The organism is Paraperlucidibaca sp. (assembly GCF_982810325.1).
The window spans coordinates 145,610-170,726 of sequence record NZ_CEYEMI010000001.1; the positions used below are offsets into that span (position 1 = coordinate 145,610).

23 protein-coding genes and 1 pseudogene are annotated in these 25,117 nt (G+C 52.2%); 19 read left to right on the forward strand and 5 right to left on the reverse strand.

Features of this window, described 5'->3' with window-relative positions:
* Positions 1-10: 10 nt before the first annotated feature.
* From coxB to AC3DKE_RS00690, 4 genes are read left to right on the forward strand one after another with little or no spacing between them, the layout of a single operon-like run.
* Positions 11-1,192, forward strand: coding sequence for a cytochrome c oxidase subunit II (gene coxB, locus AC3DKE_RS00675; RefSeq protein ID WP_340675565.1), 1,182 nt, complete (start codon positions 11-13; stop codon positions 1,190-1,192).
* Positions 1,189-2,790, forward strand: coding sequence for a cytochrome c oxidase subunit I (gene ctaD, locus AC3DKE_RS00680; protein WP_340675566.1), 1,602 nt, complete (start codon positions 1,189-1,191; stop codon positions 2,788-2,790). The genes coxB and ctaD overlap by 4 nt, the downstream gene beginning before the upstream one ends.
* A gap of 18 nt (positions 2,791-2,808) precedes the next feature.
* On the forward strand, positions 2,809-3,336 hold the full coding sequence (locus AC3DKE_RS00685) for a cytochrome c oxidase assembly protein (RefSeq protein WP_411729403.1): 528 nt from the start codon (positions 2,809-2,811) through the stop codon (positions 3,334-3,336).
* 52 nt (positions 3,337-3,388) lie between these two features.
* On the forward strand, positions 3,389-4,306 hold the full coding sequence (locus AC3DKE_RS00690; protein WP_340675568.1) for a cytochrome c oxidase subunit 3: 918 nt from the start codon (positions 3,389-3,391) through the stop codon (positions 4,304-4,306).
* 40 nt (positions 4,307-4,346) lie between these two features.
* Here the strand turns inward: AC3DKE_RS00690 and AC3DKE_RS00695 are convergent, their stop codons facing one another.
* On the reverse strand, positions 4,347-4,553 hold the full coding sequence (locus tag AC3DKE_RS00695; RefSeq protein ID WP_340675569.1) for a DUF2909 family protein: 207 nt from the start codon (positions 4,551-4,553) through the stop codon (positions 4,347-4,349).
* A gap of 48 nt (positions 4,554-4,601) precedes the next feature.
* On the opposite strand from AC3DKE_RS00695, the gene AC3DKE_RS00700 reads away from it, so the two are divergent.
* From AC3DKE_RS00700 to AC3DKE_RS00740, 9 genes and pseudogenes are all read left to right on the forward strand, one after another.
* Positions 4,602-5,327: an SURF1 family protein gene (locus AC3DKE_RS00700; protein WP_487989727.1), complete on the forward strand. Its 726-nt coding sequence runs from the start codon at positions 4,602-4,604 to the stop codon at positions 5,325-5,327.
* Complete coding sequence (locus AC3DKE_RS00705; protein ID WP_487989729.1) at positions 5,324-5,917, forward strand: hypothetical protein; 594 nt, start codon at positions 5,324-5,326, stop codon at positions 5,915-5,917. Before AC3DKE_RS00700 ends, AC3DKE_RS00705 begins: the two co-directional genes overlap by 4 nt.
* A complete protein-coding gene (locus tag AC3DKE_RS00710; protein WP_487989730.1) occupies positions 5,910-6,941 on the forward strand; it encodes a COX15/CtaA family protein in 1,032 nt (343 codons plus the stop codon). Before AC3DKE_RS00705 ends, AC3DKE_RS00710 begins: the two co-directional genes overlap by 8 nt.
* Complete coding sequence (gene cyoE, locus AC3DKE_RS00715; RefSeq protein ID WP_487989732.1) at positions 6,938-7,840, forward strand: heme o synthase; 903 nt, start codon at positions 6,938-6,940, stop codon at positions 7,838-7,840. Before AC3DKE_RS00710 ends, cyoE begins: the two co-directional genes overlap by 4 nt.
* A 181-nt stretch (positions 7,841-8,021) precedes the next feature.
* Positions 8,022-8,234 (forward strand): cold-shock protein, encoded by a 213-nt coding sequence (locus tag AC3DKE_RS00720; protein WP_116207554.1) that lies wholly within the window; start codon positions 8,022-8,024, stop codon positions 8,232-8,234.
* A 591-nt stretch (positions 8,235-8,825) separates the two neighbouring features.
* The gene (locus AC3DKE_RS00725; protein ID WP_340675632.1) at positions 8,826-9,038 is read left to right on the forward strand and encodes a cold-shock protein; all 213 of its coding nucleotides are present in this window, start codon (positions 8,826-8,828) and stop codon (positions 9,036-9,038) included.
* 2 nt (positions 9,039-9,040) lie between these two features.
* Positions 9,041-10,258: pseudogene (rhlB, locus tag AC3DKE_RS00730) on the forward strand (ATP-dependent RNA helicase RhlB); the annotation flags it as partial.
* Between the two features lie 249 nt (positions 10,259-10,507).
* Positions 10,508-10,774 carry a DUF4212 domain-containing protein gene (locus AC3DKE_RS00735; protein WP_340675574.1) on the forward strand — a complete coding sequence of 89 codons (267 nt, stop codon included), beginning with the start codon at positions 10,508-10,510 and terminating at the stop codon, positions 10,772-10,774.
* Between the two features lie 13 nt (positions 10,775-10,787).
* A complete protein-coding gene (locus tag AC3DKE_RS00740) occupies positions 10,788-12,569 on the forward strand; it encodes a sodium:solute symporter family protein (RefSeq protein ID WP_487989734.1) in 1,782 nt (593 codons plus the stop codon).
* Positions 12,570-12,622: 53 nt separating this feature from the next.
* On the opposite strand, the gene AC3DKE_RS00745 is transcribed toward AC3DKE_RS00740, so the two are convergent.
* Genes AC3DKE_RS00745 through gatC form a run of 4 tightly spaced genes read right to left on the reverse strand, consistent with a single transcriptional unit; the run spans position 12,623 to position 16,644 of the window.
* Complete coding sequence (locus AC3DKE_RS00745) at positions 12,623-13,405, reverse strand: alpha/beta fold hydrolase (protein ID WP_487989736.1); 783 nt, start codon at positions 13,403-13,405, stop codon at positions 12,623-12,625.
* Entirely contained in the window at positions 13,402-14,859 is a 1,458-nt protein-coding gene (gene gatB / locus AC3DKE_RS00750; RefSeq protein ID WP_379070655.1) for an Asp-tRNA(Asn)/Glu-tRNA(Gln) amidotransferase subunit GatB, read from the reverse strand. The genes AC3DKE_RS00745 and gatB overlap by 4 nt, the downstream gene beginning before the upstream one ends.
* Positions 14,860-14,880: 21 nt before the next feature.
* Complete coding sequence (gatA, locus tag AC3DKE_RS00755; RefSeq protein WP_487989818.1) at positions 14,881-16,356, reverse strand: Asp-tRNA(Asn)/Glu-tRNA(Gln) amidotransferase subunit GatA; 1,476 nt, start codon at positions 16,354-16,356, stop codon at positions 14,881-14,883.
* The gene (gene gatC / locus AC3DKE_RS00760) at positions 16,357-16,644 is read right to left on the reverse strand and encodes an Asp-tRNA(Asn)/Glu-tRNA(Gln) amidotransferase subunit GatC (RefSeq protein WP_487989738.1); all 288 of its coding nucleotides are present in this window, start codon (positions 16,642-16,644) and stop codon (positions 16,357-16,359) included.
* A gap of 203 nt (positions 16,645-16,847) precedes the next feature.
* Here gatC and AC3DKE_RS00765 point away from each other — a divergent pair, with 203 nt between their 5' ends.
* Genes AC3DKE_RS00765 through AC3DKE_RS00790 form a run of 6 tightly spaced genes read left to right on the forward strand, consistent with a single transcriptional unit; the run spans position 16,848 to position 25,113 of the window.
* Positions 16,848-17,888, forward strand: a complete 1,041-nt coding sequence (locus AC3DKE_RS00765) for a rod shape-determining protein (protein ID WP_449304928.1) — start codon at positions 16,848-16,850, stop codon at positions 17,886-17,888.
* A gap of 31 nt (positions 17,889-17,919) precedes the next feature.
* Positions 17,920-18,864, forward strand: coding sequence for a rod shape-determining protein MreC (gene mreC / locus AC3DKE_RS00770; RefSeq protein WP_487989819.1), 945 nt, complete (start codon positions 17,920-17,922; stop codon positions 18,862-18,864).
* Positions 18,848-19,324 (forward strand): rod shape-determining protein MreD, encoded by a 477-nt coding sequence (gene mreD, locus AC3DKE_RS00775; RefSeq protein ID WP_487989740.1) that lies wholly within the window; start codon positions 18,848-18,850, stop codon positions 19,322-19,324. The genes mreC and mreD overlap by 17 nt, the downstream gene beginning before the upstream one ends.
* Positions 19,321-19,908, forward strand: a complete 588-nt coding sequence (locus tag AC3DKE_RS00780; protein ID WP_340675580.1) for a Maf family protein — start codon at positions 19,321-19,323, stop codon at positions 19,906-19,908. The genes mreD and AC3DKE_RS00780 overlap by 4 nt, the downstream gene beginning before the upstream one ends.
* Positions 19,909-19,917: 9 nt before the next feature.
* Positions 19,918-21,390, forward strand: a complete 1,473-nt coding sequence (gene rng / locus AC3DKE_RS00785; protein ID WP_487989821.1) for a ribonuclease G — start codon at positions 19,918-19,920, stop codon at positions 21,388-21,390.
* Between the two features lie 12 nt (positions 21,391-21,402).
* On the forward strand, positions 21,403-25,113 hold the full coding sequence (locus tag AC3DKE_RS00790) for a YhdP family phospholipid transporter (protein ID WP_487989742.1): 3,711 nt from the start codon (positions 21,403-21,405) through the stop codon (positions 25,111-25,113).
* The last annotated feature ends 4 nt before the right edge of the window (positions 25,114-25,117 follow it).

Genomic DNA, 25,117 nt, shown 5'->3' on the forward strand with positions numbered 1-25,117 from the left:
GGTCCGTTGCATGCGGAAATTTGTCTTTTTGCGCACTATTTGCGCTGCACTGTTACTGTTCTTTACACCATGGCTTATGGCATCCACCAGCTGGGATATGACCCCAGGCGTGACGGATATCAGCCAGCAGGTTCACGGCCTACATCGAACAATTTTCTATATTTGCGCTGCCATAGGCCTGTTCGTTTTTGGCCTCATGTTTTGGTCTATTCTGCATCACCGTAAATCCAAAGGCGCTGTGGCCGCCAACTTTCACGAAAGCACCACGGTTGAAATAATCTGGACCATTGTGCCCTTTATTATTTTGATTGCGATGGCGGTGCCAGCAACGAAAGTACTGGTGGCGATGTACGACACCAGTGAGTCCACATTGACTGTTCGAGTGACTGGCTCTCAATGGAAGTGGAACTACGAGTACCTAACCTACGACGATGATAAAGACGTAAACGTTAGCTTTTTCTCCGTCCTCTCCACGCCTCGTGAACAGTATGAGCGCCAAGGTAAGGGCTGGCTAAACAACACTCCAGATTTTAAAAATCATCCAAACTACCTGATTGAGGTTGATAAGCCTCTAGTGATTCCAACTGGGCAAAAGATCCGATTTTTAATTACGGCAGACGATGTTATTCACGCTTGGTGGGTGCCAGATTTCGCTATCAAGCGCGATGCTGTGCCGGGATTTATTAATGAAGTGTGGGCAGATGTTCCTGTGGGCAAAGAAGGGATTTACCGCGGTCGCTGTGCTGAGCTGTGCGGCAAAGACCACGCTTTTATGCCCATTGTTGTAGAGGCGAAATCCAAGGCTGATTTCAATGCATGGCTAGCTGAGGCGAAAGTGGCCTCGGTTGAAGAGGCCAAGGCCGCCGCAGCGTCTGTAGATTATCAATTCCCTTCATTAGATGCGGCTGTGAAAGAGGGTGAGGCTGTTTATCTTGCGCGGTGTGCTGCTTGCCACCAAGCAAATGGCACAGGCTTGCCGCCGATGTTCCCTGCGTTGAAGGGCAGCAAAATGGCTACCGAAAAAGCGCACCTTGAAGACCATATTAATATTATTTTGCACGGCAAAAATGCCATGCCGGCATGGAGCGGCTTACTCACGGCTCGTGAGCTAGCTGCCGTTACAACGTATGAGCGCAACGCTTGGGGTAATGACACCGGCGACCTAATCCAGCCCTTGGAGTTTGCGAAATGAGTACGAATCAAGCATCCATGACGCACGCCGCCGATGCGCATCACCCTCAGCTGAAGCCGTTCTTGCTGCGTATGTTTACGACGACTAACCACAAAGATATCGGCACCATGTATTTGGTGTTCGCGCTCTTAATGCTGCTCTGCGGCGGCTTGGCAGCGATGGTGATTCGTGCCGAGCTGATGTATCCCGGCATGCAGCTGGTGCAGCCTGACTTCTTTAATCAGATGACTACTGTGCACGGCTTGCTAATGGTATTTGGTGCCATCATGCCGGCGTTTACCGGCTTCGCAAACTGGATGGTGCCGATGATGATTGGTGCGCCCGATATGGCGCTACCACGACTCAATAACTTCTCATTCTGGCTGCTGCCGTTTGCGTTCGCTATCCTTATCGGCTCGGTGATTATGTCCATCCTTGGTTATGGCTCTGCGCCCAACTTTGGCTGGACTTTCTACGCCCCGTTGTCGACCACGTATGGCCCGGCAAGTACAGACTTCTTCATTTTTTCTGTCCACCTGATGGGTATTTCGTCGATCCTCGGCGCCATCAATGTGGTCGTGACCATTTTCAACCTGCGTGCCCCCGGCATGACCATGATGAAAATGCCATTGTTTGTTTGGACTTGGCTGATCACCGCATTTTTGCTGATCGCGGTGATGCCGGTGCTGGCGGGCGCGGTGACCATGATGCTTACCGACCGACACTTTGGCACCAGCTTCTTTGATGCTGCTGGTGGCGGCGACCCTGTCATGTTTCAGCATATTTTCTGGTTCTTCGGGCATCCCGAGGTCTACATCATGATTTTGCCGTCGTTCGGCATTATCTCGGCGATCATTCCAGTATTTGCGCGTAAGCCGCTGTTTGGTTACCCATCAATGGTCTATGCCACTGCTTCGATTGCGTTGCTATCGTTTGTGGTTTGGGCGCATCACATGTTCACCACCGGTTTGCCGCTCGCTGGGTCATTGTTCTATATGTACATGACCATGCTGATTTCGGTGCCCACAGGCGTGAAAGTGTTTAACTGGGTCGCCACTATGTGGAAGGGCTCGATGACCTTTGAAGTGCCGATGCTGTTTGCGCTGGCTTTCGTGGTTTTGTTCACCATTGGTGGTTTCTCCGGTCTGATGTTGGCAATCACCCCGGCGGATTATCAGTATCAAGATACTTACTTCGTCGTCGCTCACTTTCACTATGTGTTGGTTACTGGCTCATTGTTTGCAATCTTTGCTGGTGCCTATTATTGGCTGCCAAAATGGTCCGGCCATATGTTCAACACGACACTGGCCAAGCTGCACTTTTGGAGCTCTCTGCTGTCGGTGAACCTGCTGTTCTTCCCCATGCACTTTGTTGGCCTCGCCGGCATGCCGCGCCGTTATGCCGACTACTCCATGCAGTTTGCCGATTTGAACTTCTGGATCTCCATCGGCGGCTTCTGGTTTGGTGCCAGCCAGCTCTTCTTTATTGCCGTGCTGTTAACTATCAAGCGTCAACCGAAAGCCAGCGCAAACCCATGGGAAGCGCAAGAAGGCTTGGAGTGGACACTGCCCAGCCCAGCGCCATATCACACCTTTGAAACGCCACCGATCATTAAGTAAGCGCTAGATAACATGACCATGCCCAGCCCACAGAAACGACAGTTGCGCCTGCTACTGTTGAGTGTGGTTGGCATGTTTGTGTTTGCCGTGTTTTTGATGCCACCACTTTATGACGCGTTTTGTGAGCTGACAGGACTTAATGGAAAGCCCAATACGACAGCTGCAGTGGCGAGCGAAGTAGTCGACTTAAATCGCACCATTACTGTGGAGTTTTTAACCTCAGTTGATGCTGGGCTGCCTTGGCAATTTAAGAGTGAGAAAAATGCCATTGAAGTACATCCTGGTCAGATTAATACAGTCAAATTTGATGTTGTTAACAATGCGCGAACGGCGGTTACTGGTCGTGCCATCCCATCAATATCCCCAGCCTTAGGCGCAAGCCACTTAAAGAAAACAGAGTGTTTTTGTTTTCAAGAACAAACTTTGGCTGCCGGGCAAACTGTGGAAATGCCAGTAGTGTTTTACATTGATCCAGACTTACCTAAAAGCGTTAAAACCATCACCTTGGCGTATCGCTTTTATCGTCATTCAGATAAAACCTTATAAGAACATGCTGAGAGCCTTACCCCGCAGAGGGTATTCGTAAAAGGAGTGACACATGAGTACATCGCCACAAGAGAGCCCTGCTGGGCAAAGACCAGAACAGTATTTTGTGCCAGCTAGCAGCCCTTGGCCTATTGTTGGGTCATTTGTTCTGTTTATTTTAGTGATTGGTGCGGGCAACTTGATTCAGAGTAAAGGCGGCTCTGGCTTGGTGGCGAATGAAGGAACCTTCAACTTCTTATTCCCGCTAGGACTGCTAGGCGTATTTGGCATGATGTATTACTGGTTTCGCGACACGGTGCGCGAAAGCTTAGGTAATCAAAATTCACTGCAAATGGATCGTTCTTATCGCCAAGGTATGACGTGGTTTATTTTCTCTGAAATTATGTTTTTCGCGGCTTTTTTTGGCGCTCTGTTTTACGCCCGCACACTCAGCGTGCCGTGGCTAGCAGGCGAAGGCAAAGGTGTGATGACGCATGAGGTACTGTGGCCGCAGTTTCAGGCGCTATGGCCACTAGTTACTATGCCTAGCGGTCAAACCACGACAGCTATGGGGCCGTGGGGTCTACCATTTTTAAACACCGTAATTCTGCTCACTTCTTCCGTAACGCTAACCGTTGCACATCACGCATTACTCGAAGGTAATCGCGCACGTCAGGTTGGCTTTCTCGCCATTACCGCCGCGCTCGGCATGATATTCCTAGCCTGTCAGGTCTATGAATATCATCATGCCTATACGGCGCTAGGGCTGACAATGGAGTCGGGCATTTATGGCTCTACCTTCTTTATGCTCACGGGCTTTCACGGCTTACACGTGACTATCGGCACCATCATGCTCACCGTGATGACCATACGCTCAATTAAAGGGCACTTGACTCCAGATAACCATTTCGCCTTTGAAGCCACGGCCTGGTATTGGCACTTTGTTGATGTGGTGTGGTTATTCCTCTTTATTGTGGTGTATTGGCTGTAATGATGGTCTTGGCGCCTCGCATTAGGCGAGGCGCCAGTGCTTATATGGCATGTGGCGTGATGTAGCCCAGAGTGCCAAGCACAAATAACGCAACGACAATAATAATGGACAGAATAACGCGGCGTTTCAGCGCTTCTAGTAAGCGCTTGGGGTCGCTAGGTTGGCCGCGTGAGAGTGCACGTAGCGCCAAGGCAAGTTGCCAAACCACTAAGCCTAAAGCGATGAGAAGAATAATTTTGGTCAGCATGAATCTACTCCGCGTAATGAGGCTTGCAGTATACGAGGAGTTCATACTTTGTCTGTAGCTGCGTCGCCGCAACCACCATCGCTATGGGCTTGGATTTTGCTTGTTAGTGTTGCAGGCATCTTATTGTCTTTAGCATTTTGGCAGTATCAACGAGGCGAAGACAAAGCCGTGTGGTTAGCGCAGCAAGTTCAGGGCAGTCAGTCTGCAGAGCTTGCTTGGTCGCAAACGCGTGCCTCAGTAGATGCAATGGTGAACCACCCAGTGCGAATTATTGGGCGTTTTTTGCCAGAGTATAAAATTGCTTTAGATAATCAGCCGCGAGCTGGCCGCGCTGGCGTTGAGCTATTGGTGCTTTTTAAGCCTGAGGAGAGCCAGTCCTCGGTTTTTGTCAATTTAGGTTGGGTGCCAAACGACCGAAATGGTGGTCCGGCTCTGCCAGTAAGCTTGCCGATCAATGGTGAGATCTACGGTGTCGTGCACCAACCATCGGCATTTATCACTTTGGGCGGCCCTGAGTTATTTAATAATGTCTGGCGAGTAGGGCGCATTGAGCCTGAAGCATGGGCGGCACGTTGGCAGATGAATATTGTGCCATGGGTGCTCAGGCTTGATGCTTCCGTGCCAGGTGCGTACTTGCGCGATTGGTCGCCGACAGAGAAGCAACAATTTGGGCCAGATCGTCATCGTGCTTATGCCTTTCAATGGTTAGCGTTGGCAATGGCGTGGTGTGGCTGTTGGTATGCCTTTTGGCGCAAAGGATTAGGAAGCGTATGAGTAAGCAAAAAAAGCCAGTAGCGAGACGAAATCGCTGGTTGCTATTGGGTTTTTTGGCCACCTTTATTGTGCCAATTATTGTTGGTCAGTTAGCCTATGACGGCAGTTGGTTTCGTGGTGGGCAGACCAATAAAGGCGAGCTAATCAATCCGCCATTGGCCAGTTCAAACTATGGCTGGCAGACCAAAAATGCCGATGCGCCTGCACTCGATGCGCGCTGGTGGGTGGTGTATGCCTTGCCTGAAAGCTGTAATGCCGCTTGTCAGCAGAGCATTCAGGCATTGCCAAGAATGCATGAAAGCATAGGTCGCGAACGCGAGCGAATGGGCATTTTACTAGTTGCCGCTGAAGGTCAGAAAGTCTTGCCAGAATGGTTGCCTGAGTCGTTAAGCAACGCCGATTTTGTGCAATGGGTGACGCCAACCGTGAGTGGGTCTGCGCTAACTCAAGACAGTTGGTACATCATGGATCCTATGGGCTGGATGATGTTGCGCTACGCTATCCCAAGCGAAGAAGCCCCAGCAATTTTACGCGCGCAAGAGCTACTCGATGACCTATTAAAACTCTTAAAGGCATCTCGCATTGGTTAAGGTCCGCTACCCACGACTATATCGCGGCGTTCAATTTGCCGTGGTGCTTACGCTCATCGTCATTATGCTTGGGGCATGGACTCGTCTGCGTGATGCTGGATTGGGCTGCCCCGATTGGCCAACGTGCTACGGCCATTTAACGGTGCCATCAACACCGGAAAGCTTGGCGCGAGCTGAGGCACTTTATCCGGGCAGCGTGGTGGAGCCGGCAAAGGCATGGCCGGAAACTATTCACCGGTATTTTGCTAGCAGCATTGGCCTCGTTATTTTGTTGCTGGCGGCATATTGCTGGCGTCGTCGGGAAGAGGGCGCAATGCCCTGGCGGCATGCTCTAGCGCTATTAGTTTTGGTTTGCGTGCAAGGTGCTTTTGGCGCGTTGACCGTCACAGAAAAGCTTTATCCGCCCGTAGTCACAGCGCATTTGCTCTTGGGTTTTTCAACATTGACGGGCTTATTTTGGCTGCTGTTGCGAGTGCGTGGCGCCTTTCCTCCCACAGGCGATCGAGGTGCATCGCGACTTGGTTCATGGGTGGGCATAGCCATTGCATTGCTAGTCTGCCAAATAGCATTAGGCGGATGGACGGCGTCAAATTATGCCGCCACCGTTTGTACCAAACTGCCTATCTGCCAAACGGGTTGGCAGCAGGCTTGGTCGCCAGCCGAGGCTTTTAAGCTGTTTCATAAGGATGATCAGTCGTATGAGTTTGCGCCACACTTAGGCCCTGCCGAGAAAATCACCATTCATGCGACTCATCGGATCGGTGCTATCGCTATTACGGCGCTATTCATTGGCCTGATAGGCTTGCTCATACGTCGCACCCATGCCACGCGCTACCGCTTTTTTGCGCTGCTGCTTGGGGCTGGGCTCTTTGTGCAAATTAGCTTAGGCATAGTCAATGTGGTTGCTGGGCTGCCACTCTGGAATGCAGTTGCGCATAACGTTTGGGCGGCAATATTGCTGCAATTACTGGTGGCATTAGCCTATGCCATTCATCGCGAAAAACGATTAGGAGGCTACTCATGACAACTCATATCGCCGAAATGGCAATGCGCCCTAGCTGGCGCGATTTTTGGGCCTTAACCAAACCTCGCGTGGTCGCCATGCTGATGGTCACAGCCGTAGTTGGCATGGTGTTGGCGCCGCATGAGTGGTTGAGCGCTTGGCAATATACAGCGGCGATTATTGGTCTTTGGGCTGGCATGGCGTCTGCTGCCGTGATCAACCAGTTTGCTGACCAGCAATACGACGCCATGATGGCGCGCACCCAGAGTCGCCCTTTAGTGAAAGGGCGCGTCACTGCCACGATGGCTTTGACCTGGGCTGGATTTTTGGCTGCCGCATCGATGATTTTGCTAACAGTTTGGGTAAACCCGCTAACCGCATGGCTAACCGCGCTTGGCATGGTTGGCTATGCCGGTATATATACGCGCTATCTAAAGCACGCATCGCCGCAAAATATTGTCATTGGTGGCTTGTCAGGCGCACTGCCTCCGTTGCTAGGTTGGGCCGCAGTCACGGGGCAGATGTCGGCCGAAGCTTGGCTATTAGTGTTATTGATCTTTGTTTGGACGCCGCCACATTTTTGGGCGTTGGCTATTCATCGTCGCGACGAATATGCCGATGCGGGCATTCCCATGCTGCCAGTGACGCACGGCATCGAGCTGACTAAGTCGCTAGTTTGGTATTACACCATTCTTTTATTATTGGTGAGCTTGCTGCCATATTTGATCGGCATGATGGGGCCGGTATATCTAGTGATGGCCGTTGTCTTCGGGCTTGGCTTTATGCGAGAGGCCTGGCGCCTGCGTTATCACGACAAAGAAGGGCAGGCGATGAAGACATTCGGATTCTCGATTGTCTATTTGTTGGGTGTGTTTGGCGGCCTGCTTTTAGACAGAATGATCAGCGTGGCACTGGCTTAATGCCGATAAAGCACCATCCTGACAAAAGAAATCATACTTGCTTGTTGCTATGTGGGTGCAATCCGTGTCTAATCAGTTAGCCCGTGGGCATCATCACCTCGTAACGCTTTGTTTACCCATATGCGCCAAGGTTTGATGGCAGCACCACGGCCATCCGATACAGCGTTATTTGAGGTTGATTATGTCGCAACGTGAAGAAGGCACCGTGAAATGGTTCAACGATGCCAAAGGTTTTGGTTTTATTCAACGTCAGGCTGGTGAGGACGTGTTTGTTCACTTCCGCGCTATCCGTGGCGATGGTCACCGTTCATTACGTGATGGCCAAAAAGTTGAATTCAGCGTAGTTAAAGGTCAAAAAGGCTTCCAAGCCGAAGACGTTTTGCCGCTAGACTGATACTGTTTGTGAGAGCGGGCCTTCGGGCCCGCAATCATATCTAGTGCGGGTTTTTTATCATTCCCCGCCATTTTAAATTTTCTTTAGTTACTGCATCGGGAGCCGGGTTTTATTTCCTGACGTGCTCGGCTTTGGTATTGGTATCTCGTTGGCCCGATGCCCAACCAGGTGATAGCCGCGTCGAGAGTACCCGTTATGCGTAGCAAACAAACTGTTGCATTGATTTATTCTGCTTTAGGTCTGGGTTTCGCCCTCAATGGCCTGTTCATGCTTATCCTGCCAAGTCTTTGGCTCAAACTATTCCCGCTAGCCTTTGTTGATCCTGCCGCGAATGCCGAATTTGCTGTTCGTCTATTGGGCACCATCGATATTGGTATGGCTCCTCTGTTTTTCTGGTGTGCGCGTAATTTAAAGCGCTGCCGTACCGTTCGTCTCTCATTAAGCATCATGGCCACAGGCTCTGCTGCCGTTGCTATTTTCAGCATGGTTGCTGGCAGTGCGTCGCTGATGAGCTTATTGCCGTCAATCATTTTGTTTGCCTTGCCAGCCCTTATTTTACTTGCACTGAGTTTGCCAGCCCGCACCATTCGTGTGAAAGGCCCGCGCGAGCAAGGTGAAGTGAAGTGGTTTAACGCCAATAAAGGCTTCGGCTTTATTACCCGCGACATGGGCGAAGATATTTTTGTGCATTACCGCGCGATTCGTGGCGAAGGCCATCGCACATTGCGTGAAGGCCAGCGCGTCGATTTCTACCTTAAGCGCGGTGACAAGGGCTTGCAGGCTGATGATGTGCAGATGATTTGAGCATGACAAATGACATAACTGCAGAACAGGCGAGTGCGGCAGCTGCTACGGTAGCGCTGGACTCAGCCTCCGACGCAACGCCTGGGGCTGAGCCCGCAGCGCCCGTGTTATTTCGTGATCTAGCGCTGCCCAATGAAATATTGCGCGCGGTAGATGATCTTGGCTTCTCTCAGTGCACGCCAATTCAAGGCCGTGTTCTGCGCTTCACATTGGCCGGTCACGATGCTATTGGCCGCGCACAAACCGGCACTGGTAAGACTGCGGCATTCTTGCTGACGGTCATTGCCGATTTCCTGAAAAATCCTCCTAGTCCTGAGCGTTGCTTAGGCGAGCCACGAGCTTTGGTATTAGCACCAACTCGTGAGCTGGCATTGCAGATTGCTCGCGACGCAGAAGATTTGGGTAAGTACGCCAATCTTAATGTAGTGACACTAGTTGGTGGCATGGACTACGAGAAGCAGCGTCGTCAATTGAGCAGTGCTCCCGTGGATATCGTGGTGGCAACACCTGGACGCCTCATCGATTTCGCTAATAAGCAGGAGCTATTCCTCGACCAAGTCGAACTGCTCGTAATTGATGAAGCTGATCGTATGCTCGACATGGGATTTATCCCTGATGTGAAGCGTATTGTTCGCCTGACACCACCGAAATCGCATCGCCAAACGCTAATGTTCTCGGCAACTTTTACGAAAGATGTGCTTAATTTAGCGGCGCAATGGACGTTCTATCCAGTCACCATCGAGATAGAGCCTGAGTCCGCCGCAACCGCAAATATTGAGCAAAAGGTCTATATCGTCACTGCCGATGAAAAAGTAGCGCTGCTCTACAACCTCATCACCACACAATCCTTGGATCGCGTCATGGTCTTCGCCAATCGCCGCGATCAAACGCGCCGTTTAACGGATGTGTTGAAGGCGCATGATATTTCCTGCGCCTTGCTCTCTGGCGATGTGCCGCAGGAAAAGCGTGTGAAAACGCTAGAGAATTTCCGCGAAGGCAAAATCAAAGTGCTAGTCGCTACTGATGTGGCAGGCCGTGGCATTCATATCGATGGCGTCAGTCATGTAGTGAATTTCACCTTGCCCGAGCAGCCCGATGACTATGTGCACCGCATTGGTCGTACCGGTCGTGCCGGCGCTAGTGGCACTAGCATCAGCTTTGCTTGTGAAGATGATGGCCACTTAATTCCCGAACTTGAAGCCGCTATTGGACGAAAGTTGGAGTGCCTGTATCCACCTGCTGAGCTACTCGCTGAAATACCAAAAGTGAATGTAGTGCATGGTGCCTCTGGCGCTCAACCCGCACCACGTAAGCCTCGCCCAGGCGGTGGCTCATCTCACACAGGCAATCGCCGCCGCTAAACCTGACTCCACCATTTGTTTTCTTACGACCAAAGTCCTGATTCCCGAATCAGGACAGATCGTTAGAGTCGATATCAGGCATTTTGCCTTCGTATCGGAGAAAAACAAATGGCGAGTTCCAATAACTCTCAGGCGAAAGCCTATTGGCAAGCCAACCTAAGGCTCCTACTTAGTTTGCTTGTGGTGTGGTTTGTCGTGTCCTTTGGTTTTGGCATTCTGTTTGTTGATGCCCTCAATCAAATCCATCTTGGCGGTTTCAAATTAGGCTTCTGGTTTGCCCAGCAAGGCTCTATTTTTACTTTTGTGATTTTGATTTTCGTTTATGCAGCAAAGATGAATTCGCTTGATCGTAAATTTGACGTTCATGAAGATTAATCGGAGCTAATAAATGGATACTCAAACCTGGATTTATCTCGCTGTCGGCTCCTCTTTCGCGCTCTATTTCGGTATTGCGCTGTGGGCACGCGCCGGCTCAACTAGCGAGTATTACGTCGCCGGCGGCGGCATTCACCCCATCGCAAACGGTATGGCAACTGCCGCTGACTGGATGAGTGCCGCGTCATTTATTTCGATGGCTGGCATCATCTCGTTCTCGGGCTATAGCGGCTCGGCCTATCTGATGGGCTGGACTGGCGGTTATGTGTTGATGGCCCTGCTACTCGCGCCATACCTGCGCAAGTTCGGTAAATTCACTGTGCCTACCTTCATTGGCGATCGCTTCTATTCGCAAACGGCACGTATCGTTGCGGTGGTGTGCTTGTTGGTGATTTCACTAACCTATGTAATCGGTCAGATGCGCGGCGCTGGTGTCGCATTTTCGCGATTCCTCGAAGTCGACATTGAAACCGGCCTCTATATCGGCATGGCCGTGGTCTTTAGCTATTCCGTATTAGGCGGCATGAAAGGCATTACCTATACGCAAATCGCGCAATACGTCGTGCTGATTTTTGCCTACACCGTTCCTGCCATATTCATCTCTCTGCAATTAACCGGTTGGGCTATCCCGCAGATTGGTTTAGGCGCTACCTTGCAAGGCAGCGACAATGTGTTCTTGCTACAGGCTGTTGATAATATTGTTCAAGACCTTGGGTTTGCGCAATACACCGGCATGGGTTCGGCGACCACACTTAACGTCTTTCTGCTTACCATGTCACTGATGATCGGTACTGCCGGTCTGCCTCACGTAATTGTGCGCTTTTTCACCGTACCGAAAGTGCGCGATGCACGCCGCTCAGCGGGTTGGGCCTTAGTGTTTATCGCCATTCTCTACACCACAGCACCAGCAGTTGGCGCGATGGCAATCTATAACTTGGTGAAAACTATTCAGCCAGGCGAAGTCGGAAGCCCAACCGGAAATATGGTGTTAGAAGACCGCCCAGACTGGATGAGATCGTGGGAGAAAACAGGTCTGCTGAGCTTTGAAGATAAAAATGGCGATGGTCGTGTGCAGTATTACAACGACAAGAACCCTGAGTTCGCCGCCACAGCAGAGGCTGCAGGCTGGAAAGGTAATGAGGTCACCATTGATAAAGACATCATGGTGCTAGCTAACCCGGAGATTGCGAAGCTACCGAACTGGGTAATTGCGCTAGTTGCAGCGGGTGGTCTGGCGGCGGCGTTGTCGACAGCGGCTGGCTTGCTGCTTGCGATCGCTTCGGCGATTTCGCATGATTTGCTAAAGGGCGTGTTTATGCCGAAAATCAGCGATAAGAGCGAGTTGCGTGCCAGTCGAATCAGTATGGTCGGTGCCATCATTGTGGCCGGCTACTTGGGGCTTAATCCGCCCGGCTTTGCTGCGGAGGTGGTGGCATTGGCCTTCGGCTTAGCGGCGGCCTCTCTATTTCCTGTGCTGATGATGGGTATTTTCAGTAAGCGCATGAATAAAGAGGGTGCGATTGCCGGCATGTTGGCAGGCCTACTAAGTACGGTGATCTACATCTTCTTATTTAAAGGCTGGTTCTTTATGTCAGGCACCAATATGTACCCAGACACCTTGGATGGTTGGTTCTTTGGTGTTTCACCATCGGGCTTCGGTGTCATTGGTGCGCTGATCAACTTCGCTGTGGCTTATGCCGTGTCGAGCATAACACCGGCCCCATCACAGGAAATCCAAGACTTGGTGGAAAGTGTACGGATTCCACGCGGTGCAACTTCGGCTGTTGCTCATTAATTTGGGTATCCCTAGATAGCAAAAAGCCCGCTAATGCGGGCTTTTTGTTGTGCTTAGCTTTTATTGCCGGTCAAAATTAACCTAGCTACCCCTTCGGGGTCATCCCACATAGGGACATGGCCCCAGCTCCATGGCTTGAGCCAAGTTGCATGAGCGGGCAAGGCTTCGCGCCGCTGGAGTGCGCTAGTGAGCAAAAGATCTAAGCGGCCAAAGGCTACTGTGATCGGAATGGTTAGCTCATTCATGCCATGAACCAAGTCGATAGCATCGTATGTGGCATCAAAGCCTGGCGCATGGGCAAAATCTTGTAACGAGCGGATAGCTGCATCTGCTGGGATTTTATAGCCACGAATCGACATAGGGATGGCTAGAAATGCACTACGCACAGGGGCAATTTTAACCAAGCGCTCAGATACGCGTGGAAAGCGCTTAGCCATCATGCGAGCAGAATCAAATATGGGACGAATATGCCGAGGGGTATTGTCCGAGCTAGCTAGACCTGCTGGTGAGATAGCCACCATACTTCGCGCTAGACCATGAGTTGCTGCCGCTAGCGCGAGCCAACCGCCCATGGAGTTGCCGGCAATATCCACTGGTTCATCGATGCCTAGGCTAAGCAAAGTTTGCTTGAGGCCATCGACCAATGCGTCCTCAGTGACAGGGCCAACTAGCGCTGGCGTTTGACCAAAGCCTGCAATATCCACCGCAATGACGCGGCGCTCACGTGCAAGCAAAGACATAACGGGCTGCCACGCGGCATGACTCATGCCAATGCCGTGAAGCAATAGTAGTGGCCTTCCTTGGCCTTGTTCAACGTGAAACCAGGGTGTCGTCATGCTTCGTGTAACTTGCGTTTGAGCAGCTCATTGAGCACGGCTGGATTGGCTTTGCCACGTGATGCTTTCATGGCTTGGCCGACGAAGAAGCCAAAAAGCTTGGCCTGTTTGTTTTCGTCGCTGGCGCGGTATTGCTCAACTTGTGCAGCATTGTCGGCAATGATTTGCGCGATTAAGGCTTCGATAGCGCCAGTGTCGGTTTCTTGCTTGAGGCCATCGCGCTCGATGATCTCGTCGGCACTCGTGCCATCGCCAGCAAACAGCGAAGCAAATACCTGCTTAGCAATTTTGCCGGAAATAGTGTTGTCGCTGATGCGCAGCAGCAGGCCGCCGAGCTGGGCAGGACTGATCGGTGATTGCGCAATGTCTAGCTCAGCTTTATTTAATGCGGCCAATAGCTCGCCGGTGACCCAGTTCGCAGCTGGTTTTGCCGCTGTTACGCCGCCGGCTGTAGTTACTGTGGCTTCGAAAAAGTCGGCTAAGTCCCGGCTGGCAGTGAGCACATGCGCATCATAAGCAGAGAGTTCCATTTCGCTTTCAAAGCGAGCCCGCTTGGCCGCCGGCAACTCAGGCAAGCTGGCGCGAATGGCTTCTAAGGTGGCGTCGTCGATGACCACGGGCAGCAAGTCAGGGTCGGGGAAGTAGCGGTAATCATTGGCTTCTTCTTTGCTACGCATGGCGCGCGTTTCATTTTTGGCGACGTCGTAAAGCACGGTAGCCTGATGAATACTGCGGCCTGACTCTAGCTCATCGATCTGCCAATTAATTTCGCTATCAATGGCCTTCTCAATGAACTTAAACGAGTTCACGTTTTTGATTTCGCGACGCGTGCCCATGGGCTGGCCAGGGCGATTAATAGAGACGTTGCAATCGCAGCGCATCGAGCCTTCGGCCATATTGCCATCGGAAATATCGAGGTAGCGAATCAAGGCATGGATGGCTTTGGCGTAGGCCACGGCCTCTTTCGCTGAGCACATCTCTGGTTCAGAAACTATTTCTAGTAGAGGCGTGCCAGCACGGTTTAAATCGATGCCGGTCATACCTGAGAAGTTCTCATGCAATGACTTGCCAGCGTCTTCTTCCAAATGCGCACGGGTGATGCCGACGCGCTTTACCGTGCCGTCATCGAGCGTGATGTCGATATGACCTTTGCCGACAATGGGGTGATCCATTTGCGAGATTTGATAGCCCTTAGGCAAGTCGGGGTAGAAATAGTTTTTGCGCGCAAACACTGAGCGCTGACTGATTTCGGCATCGATGCCTAAACCAAAGCAAATGGCGCGACGCACCACTCCTTCGTTAAGCACAGGTAATACGCCGGGCATGCCGAGGTCAATTAGGCTCGCGTGAGCATTCGGCTCGGCACCAAAGCTGGTGGCGCTGCCGGAGAAAATTTTCGATTCGGTGTTGAGCTGAACGTGTACTTCCAGGCCAATCACAACTTCCCAAGTCATCGTGTTTTATCCTTCAAATCTTTAGGCAAATGCCGCGGGTAAGCGTGTGTGCCAATCGGTCACGCCCTGATAACGATGCGCAACATTGAGCAGCTTAGCTTCGCTCCAATACGGGCCGATGAGCTGCAGGCCGACCGGCAAGCCGTCACTAAAGCCAGCAGGAATGCTCATGCCTGGCAAGCCAGCCAAGTTAGTGGCGATGGTGTAGATGTCTTGCAAATACATCGATACCGGATCGGTTTTTTTCGCGCCCAAAGCAAACGCTGTTTCAGGCGCGGTAGGGCCTAAAATCACGTCGCACTGTGTAAAGGCTTGATCGAAATCTTGCTTAATCAGGCGGCGCACGCGCTGAGCCTGCAAATAGTAAGCGTCGTAATAGCCAGCGGAGAGGGCGTAAGTGCCGATCATCACGCGGCGGCGAACTTCCTCGCCAAAACCTTCAGCGCGCGAGCGCTTGTAGAGGTCTTCGAGGTCGCTGGGGTTTTCGCAGCGATGGCCAAAGCGCACGCCATCAAAGCGTGACAGGTTCGATGAACATTCGGCAGGTGCAATGACGTAATACGCAGGCACCGATAGACCGCTATTGGGCAGATCGACTTCGACGAATTCAGCACCTAGCTTTTTTAACTCGGCGATGGAGGCATCGATGAGTGTAGCGATTTCAGAACTTAAGCCTTCGCCAAAAAACTGTTTGGGCAAACCAATTCGTAAGCCACTTAACGAGTCATTAAGGCCGGCGCGATAGTTAGGTACGGGATGATCGATTGATGTTGAATCTTTAGCGTCATGACCAGCCATGACTTGTAGCAATAGCGCGGCGTCTTCGGCGCTTTGCGTCATTGGGCCGGCTTGGTCGAGGCTGGAGGCGAAAGCGATCATGCCCCAGCGCGAAATGCGACCGTAGCTGGGTTTTAGGCCAGTGAGGTTGCAGAGCGCCGCAGGTTGGCGAATCGAGCCGCCGGTGTCGGTGCCAGTGGCGGCAGGCGCTAGACGAGCAGCAACGGCCGCTGCAGAACCACCTGAGGAGCCACCAGGCACACGCGAAGTATCCCACGGGTTTTTTACGGCACCATAAAACGAAGTTTCGTTCGATGAGCCCATGGCGAATTCATCCATATTGGTTTTACCCAACATGATGAGGCCGGCGTCATTGCAGCGAGTGATGACTTCGGCGTTATAGGGCGAAATAAAGCTGTCGAGCATCTTCGAGCCGCAGCTAGTGCGCACGCCTTGGCTGCAGAAAATATCCTTCTGCGCCAGCGGCAGACCGGTCAGTGCATGGGCAGCGCCGCTAGCCAAACGAGTGTCGGCGGCAGCAGCTTGGGCCAGCGCTAATTCCGGCGTAACCGTAATAAAGCTATTCAAACCACCATCGGCAGCGTTATCAAAGCGTGCGATGCGATCGAGAAAGTGCTGGGTTAGCTCAACACTGGAGAATTTTTTTTGCGCCAAGCCATCGGCCAGTGCGCTTAAAGAAAGCGTATGCAAACTCATGATTTACTCAACCACACGAGGAACGAGGTAGCAGCTATCGGCCACAGCAGGGGCAATCGCCTGATAATCGTCGCGACGATTTGGCTCAGTGGCGACATCAGCGCGTAAGGCTTGGGTGGCATCAACGGGGTGAGCCATCGGCGCAATGCCTTGCGTATCAACCGCTTGCAGCTGATCAATGAGGCCGAGGATGGTGTTTAAGCTGTCGGTGACGCGCTGTTGCTCATCTTGCGGTAATTGCAGACGTGCCAAATGGGCAATACGGCCCACTTGCTCTGGTGTTAGTGCCATAGGGGCTTTTGCTCCGTGCTGAGCGCGTAAGTCGGCTCAAAAAAATGCGAGGAATCGATCAAAGTTATCACAGTCACAACTTGTCCAAAAGTCGCAGTTTGTTTACTCTTGCAGCATTGTAGACCAAGTGCTGATTCTTGGCAGCCGCTCAACTGCATTGCTACTTTGATAAGTGGCCATGCCATCATCTTTTAGGTAACCCAATGTTGTTTAAACGACTTCTCGGCCTGTTTTCGGCCGACCTCGCGATTGACTTAGGCACGGCAAACACACTGATCTATATCCCTGAGCGCGGTATCGTGCTCGATGAGCCATCGGTTGTTGCCATTCGCACCACCGGTGTGACCAAAACGGTTGCCGCTGTCGGCACCGATGCGAAGCGCATGTTGGGTCGCACACCAGGCAATATTTCTGCGATTCGTCCCTTGAAAGATGGCGTGATTGCCGACTTCGAAGTTACTGAAAAAATGCTGCAGTACTTCATCAAGCGCGTGCATGAGTCTGGCTTTATGCCGCCACGCCCACGCGTCTTGGTTTGCGTACCATGCAAATCAACCTTGGTTGAGCGTCGTGCTATTCGCGAGTCAGTACTTGGTGCTGGTGCTCGCGAAGTGCGTTTGATTGAAGAACCCATGGCCGCAGCCATTGGCGCCGGTCTGCCAATTGAGCAAGCCTGTGGTTCGATGGTTGTCGATATTGGTGGTGGCACCACAGAAATCGCGGTGATCTCGCTATCGGGCTCGGTTTATTCCGACTCCGTACGTATCGGCGGCGACCTGCTCGACGATTGCATCGTGTCTTATGTGCGTCGCCAACATGGCTGCCTAATTGGCGATGCCACCGCTGAGCGCATCAAGCAAGAAATTGGTACGGCTTTCCCTGGTGGTGAACTGCGTGAAATCGAAGTGCGCGGTCGTAACCTTGCCGAAGGTGTGCCACGCACATTCACTTTGAACTCCGATGAAATCTTGGGCGCTATCCAAGATCCGCTCACCGGCATTATCACCGCTATTAAAAGCGCGTTGGAACAAACGCCAGCCGAGCTATCAGCCGATATTGCTGAGCGTGGCATGGTGTTGACCGGCGGTGGCGCATTGCTGCGTGATCTCGACAAACTCATGGCGAAGGAAACTGGCCTGCCAGTTATCGTTGCCGAAGATCCGCTGACCTGCGTCGCGCGTGGCGGCGGCCGTGCGTTGGAATTCATCGACAACATCGCCTACGACATGTTGTTTCAAGACTGACGCCCTAGCGGGGTGAGCTATTAGTAACGGCCTGTTTGTCCGCAACCGTCGCGATGGGATGAGCTTCATCCTCGCGGCGTCTTGTGCGATCGCTTTGCTCTTTGTTGATGCCCAACGCCCAAGCCCTCTACAGCCTATGCGCGACAGCTTTTATGAGGCTGTCGAGCCGCTGTTTTATGGCTTAGCTTGGCCCAGTCAAAGCATCGAAGAGCTTTCCAATAACTTACGTTTTGGCCTGCAATTGCAGTCTGAAAACGAACAGTTGCGCCAAGAGAATTTATTGCTGCGTTCGCAGGTACAAAAGCTCTCCTTTTTAGCGAGCGACAATGCGCGCCTGCGTGATCTGCATGACGCCGCCAGCGTGCTCAATAGTCGCGTGCTGATTAGTGAGATCATCGGTGTGGACCCAGACCCAGACCGTCATGTACTGATCATTAATCGTGGGCATGGCCAAGGTTTATATGAAGGCCAGCCGGTTTTGGACTCGTTAGGTATTTTTGGCCGAGTCATTCAGTCGGGTAAAACCACATCGCGCATCATGCTTATCACTGATCGCTCGCACTCAGTGCCAGTGCGAATCAACCGTAATGGTATTCGCGCAATTTTATCGGGCACGGGTAATCGCACTGAGCTTAGGCTGCAATACGTTCCTGAGAAATCTGATATTGCCGTCGGCGACTTGTTGGTGACATCAGGGCTTGGCCTGGATTTTCCAGAAGGATATCCAGTCGCAAAAGTAACGGCGATTCATCGCCAAGCTGATGACCAGTTTTTGCGTATTACAGCGTCACCAGTGGCGGCGCTAGATCGCAGTCGTTATGTTTTGGCCTTATTTGAGAAGCCTGTAGGTGCTCAATATTTGATTCGGCCGGAAAAAATGAAAGCGGTGCCAGCACCTAGTGACGCACCGCCCGCTGTGCTGCCTGCTTCGGCAGCAAGCCCATCTACCGAGGTGACTAATGCCCCGTCACCATAATCCCTTTCTTGGGATTTTGCTTAGCGTTATAGCCGCGCTATTACTCAGCATTTTGCCTTTGTCCTCAGAGCTAAATCCTTGGCGCCCAGAGTGGCTGACTTTGATTTTGATCTTTTGGGGTATGCATGCGCCGCAATGGGTTGGGATTTGGATAGCGTTGATTTTAGGCGTCATTTTAGATGTGCTGTTGGCTACGCCGCTGGGCTTTTATGGTCTATCTTCAGTAGTTGTGATTCAGCTGGCGCGCGCGACTCAGCGTTGGTCTGGGATATTTTCAGTGCGCCAAACGACATTATTGGTTCTTAGCCTTATCTTGGTTAGCCGAGTAATACATTTCGTCTTGTTAACGCTGCAAAATCTGATGCCAGACCCGACGATCTTTTTCTTGCCGGTTCTGTCCAGCGCCATGATGTGGCCCACTATTTTATTACTGCTTAAACGTTGGAGTCAGCGTACATGAGTCGTTCGCCGCGTTTATTGTTGGCCTCTTCGTCGCCTAGGCGCTTGGCGTTGCTGCGTCAGATACACTTAATGCCAGCCGTGTTGCCGGTGGATGTCGATGAGTCAGTGCTTGAGGGTGAGGCACCTGAGGCTTATGTGCGGCGCTTAGCCTTAGCCAAAGCGCAGGCTGGGCAAACGCGAGCAGACGATGCTGAGGCCTGGGTTGTCGCTGCCGATACAACCGTGGTAGCGGGTGGGCAGATACTTGGCAAGCCAACTTCATTTGCCGATGCACAGCGTATTTGGGCTCTGCTGCCATCACCTGATCATTGTGTTTATACCGGCATAGCGGTCATACATGGCGATCATATCGAGGTTGAGGTAGTAAGTACTCGGGTCGAGTTTTTACTTATTCCTGAAGCTGATCAATTGGCCTATTGGAATAGCGATGAGCCAAAAGACAAAGCCGGTGCCTACGCCGTTCAGGGCCGAGCCGCACAATATGTGAAGTCTTTGCACGGCAGCTATACTAATGTCGTCGGCCTACCTTTAGCGGAGACTGTCGCTTTATTGCGACGCGCTAATTATCCACTCTGGGAATAAAACATGGTCATGCGCGGCCCCAATACCGATGAGGTTTTGATTAATGTGACGCCGATGGAGTCACGGGTCGCCTTGATCGAAAATGGCGTCGTGCAAGAGCTTTATATCGAGCGTGCTGCGCATCGCGGCCATGTTGGTAATATTTATCGCGGCAAAGTCGTACGCGTGCTGCCGGGCATGCAAGCGGCATTTATTGAAATTGGCTTAAGCCGCACCGGCTTTATCCATGTCAATGAAGTGCGCCTAGGCGCCGATCGCGAGCGGCCTGAAACCATTTCTGCCTTACACGAAGGCCAAAGCATCACTGTGCAAGTGATGAAAGACATGATGGGTAGTAAAGGCGCACGCCTGACCATGGATCTGTCTATTCCCGCGCGCTATTTGGTTTATATGCCATATAGCGATCAGCTTGGTATTTCGCAAAAAATCGACGATGAGCCTGAGCGTGATCGCCTAAAGACCATGGTGCGCGGTTTGTCTGAAGAGATGGCCGCCGAGCTCGGTGGCGGCTTTATTGTCCGCACGGTGGCTGAAGGAGTAGATGCTGCTGAGCTGCGTCACGACATGGCGTTTTTGCTCAAGCTCTGGCGGCATATTCAACAGCAAACTTTAGTGGTTTCTGGGCCGGCCTGTATCAGCGAAGAGCTGCCTTTGGCGTTGCGTACTTTGCGTGACTTAGTTGGCCCTGAAGTGCAAAAAATATTCATCGATTCGCGCGAAACTTTTCAGCGTGCATTGATCTTTGCCCGTGAGTTCGTCCCAGGTTGTGAGGCGCGAATTGAGCATTATCAAGGTGAGCGCCCGTTATTTGATCTTTACAATGTCGAAGATGATTTGCAGAAGGCCTTGGAGCGCAAGGTTCATTTAAAGTCTGGCGGCTATTTGATTATCGATCAGACCGAGGCGATGAGTACGGTCGACGTCAATACTGGCTCCTATGTTGGCACGCGTAACCTAGAAGACACGGTGTTCAAAACTAATCTTGAAGCCACGCACGCGATTGCTCGGCAACTTAGATTGCGCAACTTAGGCGGTATCATCATCCTCGATTTTATCGATATGCAGGAAGATGAGCATCGCGCGCAAGTGCTGCGTTCGTTGGAGAAAATGCTCGCTAGAGACCATGCTAAAACACATATCACACAGGTGTCATCGCTAGGTTTGGTGGAGATGACGCGTAAGCGCACACGCGACTCGCTCGAGCATATTTTGTGTGAAAGCTGTCCCAGTTGCGCTGGTCGTGGCACAGTGAAAACTGCCGAAACTGTCTGTTTTGAAATCTTCCGTGAGTTATTGCGTGAAGCGCGCGCGTATGATGCTGCCAATGGCTATTCGATAGTTGCCAGCCAGCGCGTAATAGATCGTCTATTGGGTGAAGAGTCGTCAGCCGTAGCTGACTTGGAAGCGTTTATTGGCAAGCCAATACGCATTCAAGTAGAGACTAGTTACAGTCAGGAGCAATACGATGTGGTTTTGCTCTAAGCGAGTTCACTGATGAGCTCAGCGCGCAGCGCGGTTAATCGCAGTTTTCATAGCGTCTTATGGCTGATGGCCTTGGTGCTAATTCCTCTCGCCGTGGTGGTCGGTTTGGGGCGCGAACTGGTCCCGCTGGTGAGCGAGCAAAAGCCGGCCATTGAGCGCTTATTATCTGAAAAAACAGGGCTGTCGATTCGCTTAGGCAGTGTCAGCGCGAGCTGGCATGGCCTTACGCCACGACTGATAGCCACTAATATTGCGTTGGCCGACCCTAGTGCACCGACAGATACTTTGCTGACTATTCCAGGCTTGAGCACTGAGCCAGATTGGTGGGCGACACTGCGTGATTTATCGCCGCGCTTGCGGACTGAAATCGATGGCTTATCACTGACGCTTGCGCCTAACCCTGAAGGCGGCATTCGTATTTTAGAGCTCAGTGGGCTTGGCTCATCGCATCCTGAGCGCGCACGTGAAAGTCTGCGTTGGCTAGTGGCGCAACCTAGTATCGCACTGAGCAATAGCGCTTTGGCTTGGCAGGCGCCGAATCAAATCAAGCAGGGCATACACGACTTAACCATCAGCCAATACAGCCACGGCGATGACTATCGTGCACAAGTGCAGTTTAAGCTGCAGGATAAAAGCGATATCCAGCGCGGTATTATTCGCCTCGAAGGCGACCCATTGGCTTGGCAAACCGTACCTTGGCAGCTGTATTTAAATATTCAAAACTTGAGCGATTGGCAGCCATGGGTGGCTTTATTGCCCGAGGGCTGGCAGCTTGATTTGCAGGAAGGCCACGGAGAACTATGGCTATCTGGTCAGGGCGATAAGCCTGAGCAAGCCACAGTCTCCGTGAAAAATGTTTCTATGCGAGCTCGCTGGCCCGATGCTAAATCTTATGTGCTGAGTGATTTGCATGGCGTTTTTATGGTGCAAGGCGAGCTTGCTCGTGGCCATCTAGCCTTTAGCAATATCCAAGGCAAGCTTGATGGCTTAGCGATTCCTATGCAGCGTGGCCATCTAGCCTGGCAGCCTGACGCATTGAATGTCGCCCTGGCAGGCTTATCGCTTGCCGATGCTTATACGCTAGTGAAGCGCGAGGAGCTGATCCCTGCGTCACTTGCGCCCATGCTGCAGAAGCTAAACCCCACGGGCTATCTGCCGCGTGTGCATATTCAAGCCGTACGCCGTGATGAGCAGTGGGCGCTCAGCACTGCCAATGCCGAGTTCAAAGCCCTGAGCTGGCAAGCCTATAAAGCCTTGCCAGGCGTGAGCAATATGGCAGGCTGGCTGCAGGCTAGCGCAGACCAAGGCTTAGCCTATTTGGATACACGCCGCGCCTCTATTAATGCGCCAGAAGTATTTCGCGAGCCCATTGCTGCCAATATGCTGCGCGGCGGTGTGCGTTGGTATCGCCAACAAGATCAATGGCATATCGATACTGGCGTGCTCGCGCTGGACAACGCCGATGCCAAAGCGCGCGTACAGCTAGCGCTGCAGCTGCCGATTAAAGATCCCGGTGCCGGCCGCCTAGACTTATTAGCTGGGCTTTATGATGGTCAGGTCGCTAGCGCTTGGCGCTATGTGCCGTGGCATTCTGCCGGAGATCACACATTGGCTTGGCTGCGAAGCGCATTAGCGGCCGGCCAAGTTCCTAGTGGCACGTTCGCCTATAGCGGTGCACTGCGCCACGATAGCCCCGACGCCGGCCAACTCGATATGTCATTAAAGCTGGCCAATGCCTCGCTTGACTATGTGCCGGGCTGGCCTGCATTGAGCCAGCTGAATGGCCAAGTGGATATTCGCGGTCGTGACCTAAGCGTTAGCGTTAATGCTGGCCGCGTGATGGATGGCACTATTTCACGCGCCGTGGCGAGCATTCCTGAACTACATAAGCCCGTATTAAGTGTCGATGCCGATTTGGCTTTGGATTTAAGTGATCTCGACCGCTTATTGGCTGAGTCGCCGCTGAAAACAAAGACCGCCGAAGTTGCTAACCTGCTGCTCATGCGCGGTCCTGCAAAAGCTAATTTGCAGCTGACGATTCCCTTCGCCACGCATCAGCCTTTAGTCAAGGTTAGCGCCACGGTAGAGCAAGCCGAAGTGGGCTTGGCCGATAGCCCCGTGCAGCTGACAAATGTTAGCGGCGCAATAACGTTTGATGAAAGTGCAGGCCTAAATGGGCAGCTCGCCGGCAAACTCTGGAACGAGGCCGCACAAGTGGAGTTATCAGGCGATAAGCGTGGTAGCCAGTGGCGCTCGCAGGCGATAAAAGTTAACGCGCCCATTACTGCTGTATCGCTTAGTCGCTGGCTAGGTACTGATTTAACAGCCTATATCGATGGCCGTACATCGGCACTGGTTAATGTCGACATTCCTATTTCGCACGCGGGAGCAGTGGGCCTGCGTATCAGTAGTAACTTGAAGGGTATGGCGATTAAGCTTCCTGCACCATTGGCTAAACCGGCTTCTCAGGCCGCGGAATTGGTTTATCAAGGTAAACTCGGCCCAGGCAAGCAGTTGGCGCGAGCGACCATCGATGGCATGGCTCAAGTTGGCTTAACCTGGCGAAATAAACAGCTCAAGCAATTACTGGTGCGTGTTGGGCTGCCAGGTTTGGCATGGAATGAGCGCGCGGGCATTGGCATTGAGGCGAGTGTTGATAACTTGCAGCTCAATGATTGGCGTGCATTTGTAGCTAAGGCACCGACTAAATCGGTGAGCCAAAAGCTAGTGCAAGCGATGCCGACATTTCAGCGCTTAAACTTACAAACTAAGGCACTGATGGCTGGCGAAGAAAATCTTGGCCCAGTCCGCTTGAGCTTGGTGCGTGAAGAAGCAGACTGGATTATTTCCGCCGATAATATACAGCCATCGGCCTTGCCAAAATGGCCGTCGACGCATGTGGAAGCTCGTGTTAAGCCGCAAGCCACAGGTTGGTTGGTCGAGCCCTTGCGCCTAAGCCAGCCCAACGCAGACTTCAATGGCAAGTTGAGCTGGCGCACAGGCCCACGCGCTAGCACTCAGCTGTCGGGACAGGTCGATACTCGCGCCAGTGCGGCACTATTTACGCAGCTAGGCCTTAGCGGTGGCTTGGAGTCACGCAGCGGCCAGCTTAATGCTGAGCTAGCTTGGCCCGGCGACCCCAGCGACTTCTCATTGGCACAACTAAATGGCAAATTTAGCGCGAACTTTAAGTCCGGACGCTTAATCGGCATTGATCGTATAAACCCACTGGCACGCGTTTTTGGCCTAGTAAACGCCAGCAATCTCATGCGTCGATTACGTTTTGACTTCTCCGATGTCACGCGCAAAGGCCTTAGTTTTGATGAGATTAAACTCGCCGGAGAGCTTAATCGTGGCGTGCTCTTGCCAGCCAATATAGACCTTGATGGCCCTTCAGTGAGCATGCAGGGGCGGGGCAGCGTGAATCTGATCACACACGAAGTAGACCAGCGTTTGCGTGTGGATGTTCCGGTGAGCAGTGCGTTGCCTGTCGTTGCTGGCTTTCTAGCCGGCCCGATTGTCGGCGGCGCTTTGGTTGCAGCAGATTTATTACTCGATAAGCAGCTCGCACGGCTTACGTCGATTCGTTACCACGTGACCGGCACATGGGATGACTTACGCATCAATGATGAGGCTATCGTGAAGCCAGAAGAGCTAAAGTCTAGCGCTAAAGCTAAGGACGCAAATGCCGCTTCTGCTAATGAGAGCAAGGCACAGGAGTAAGCAC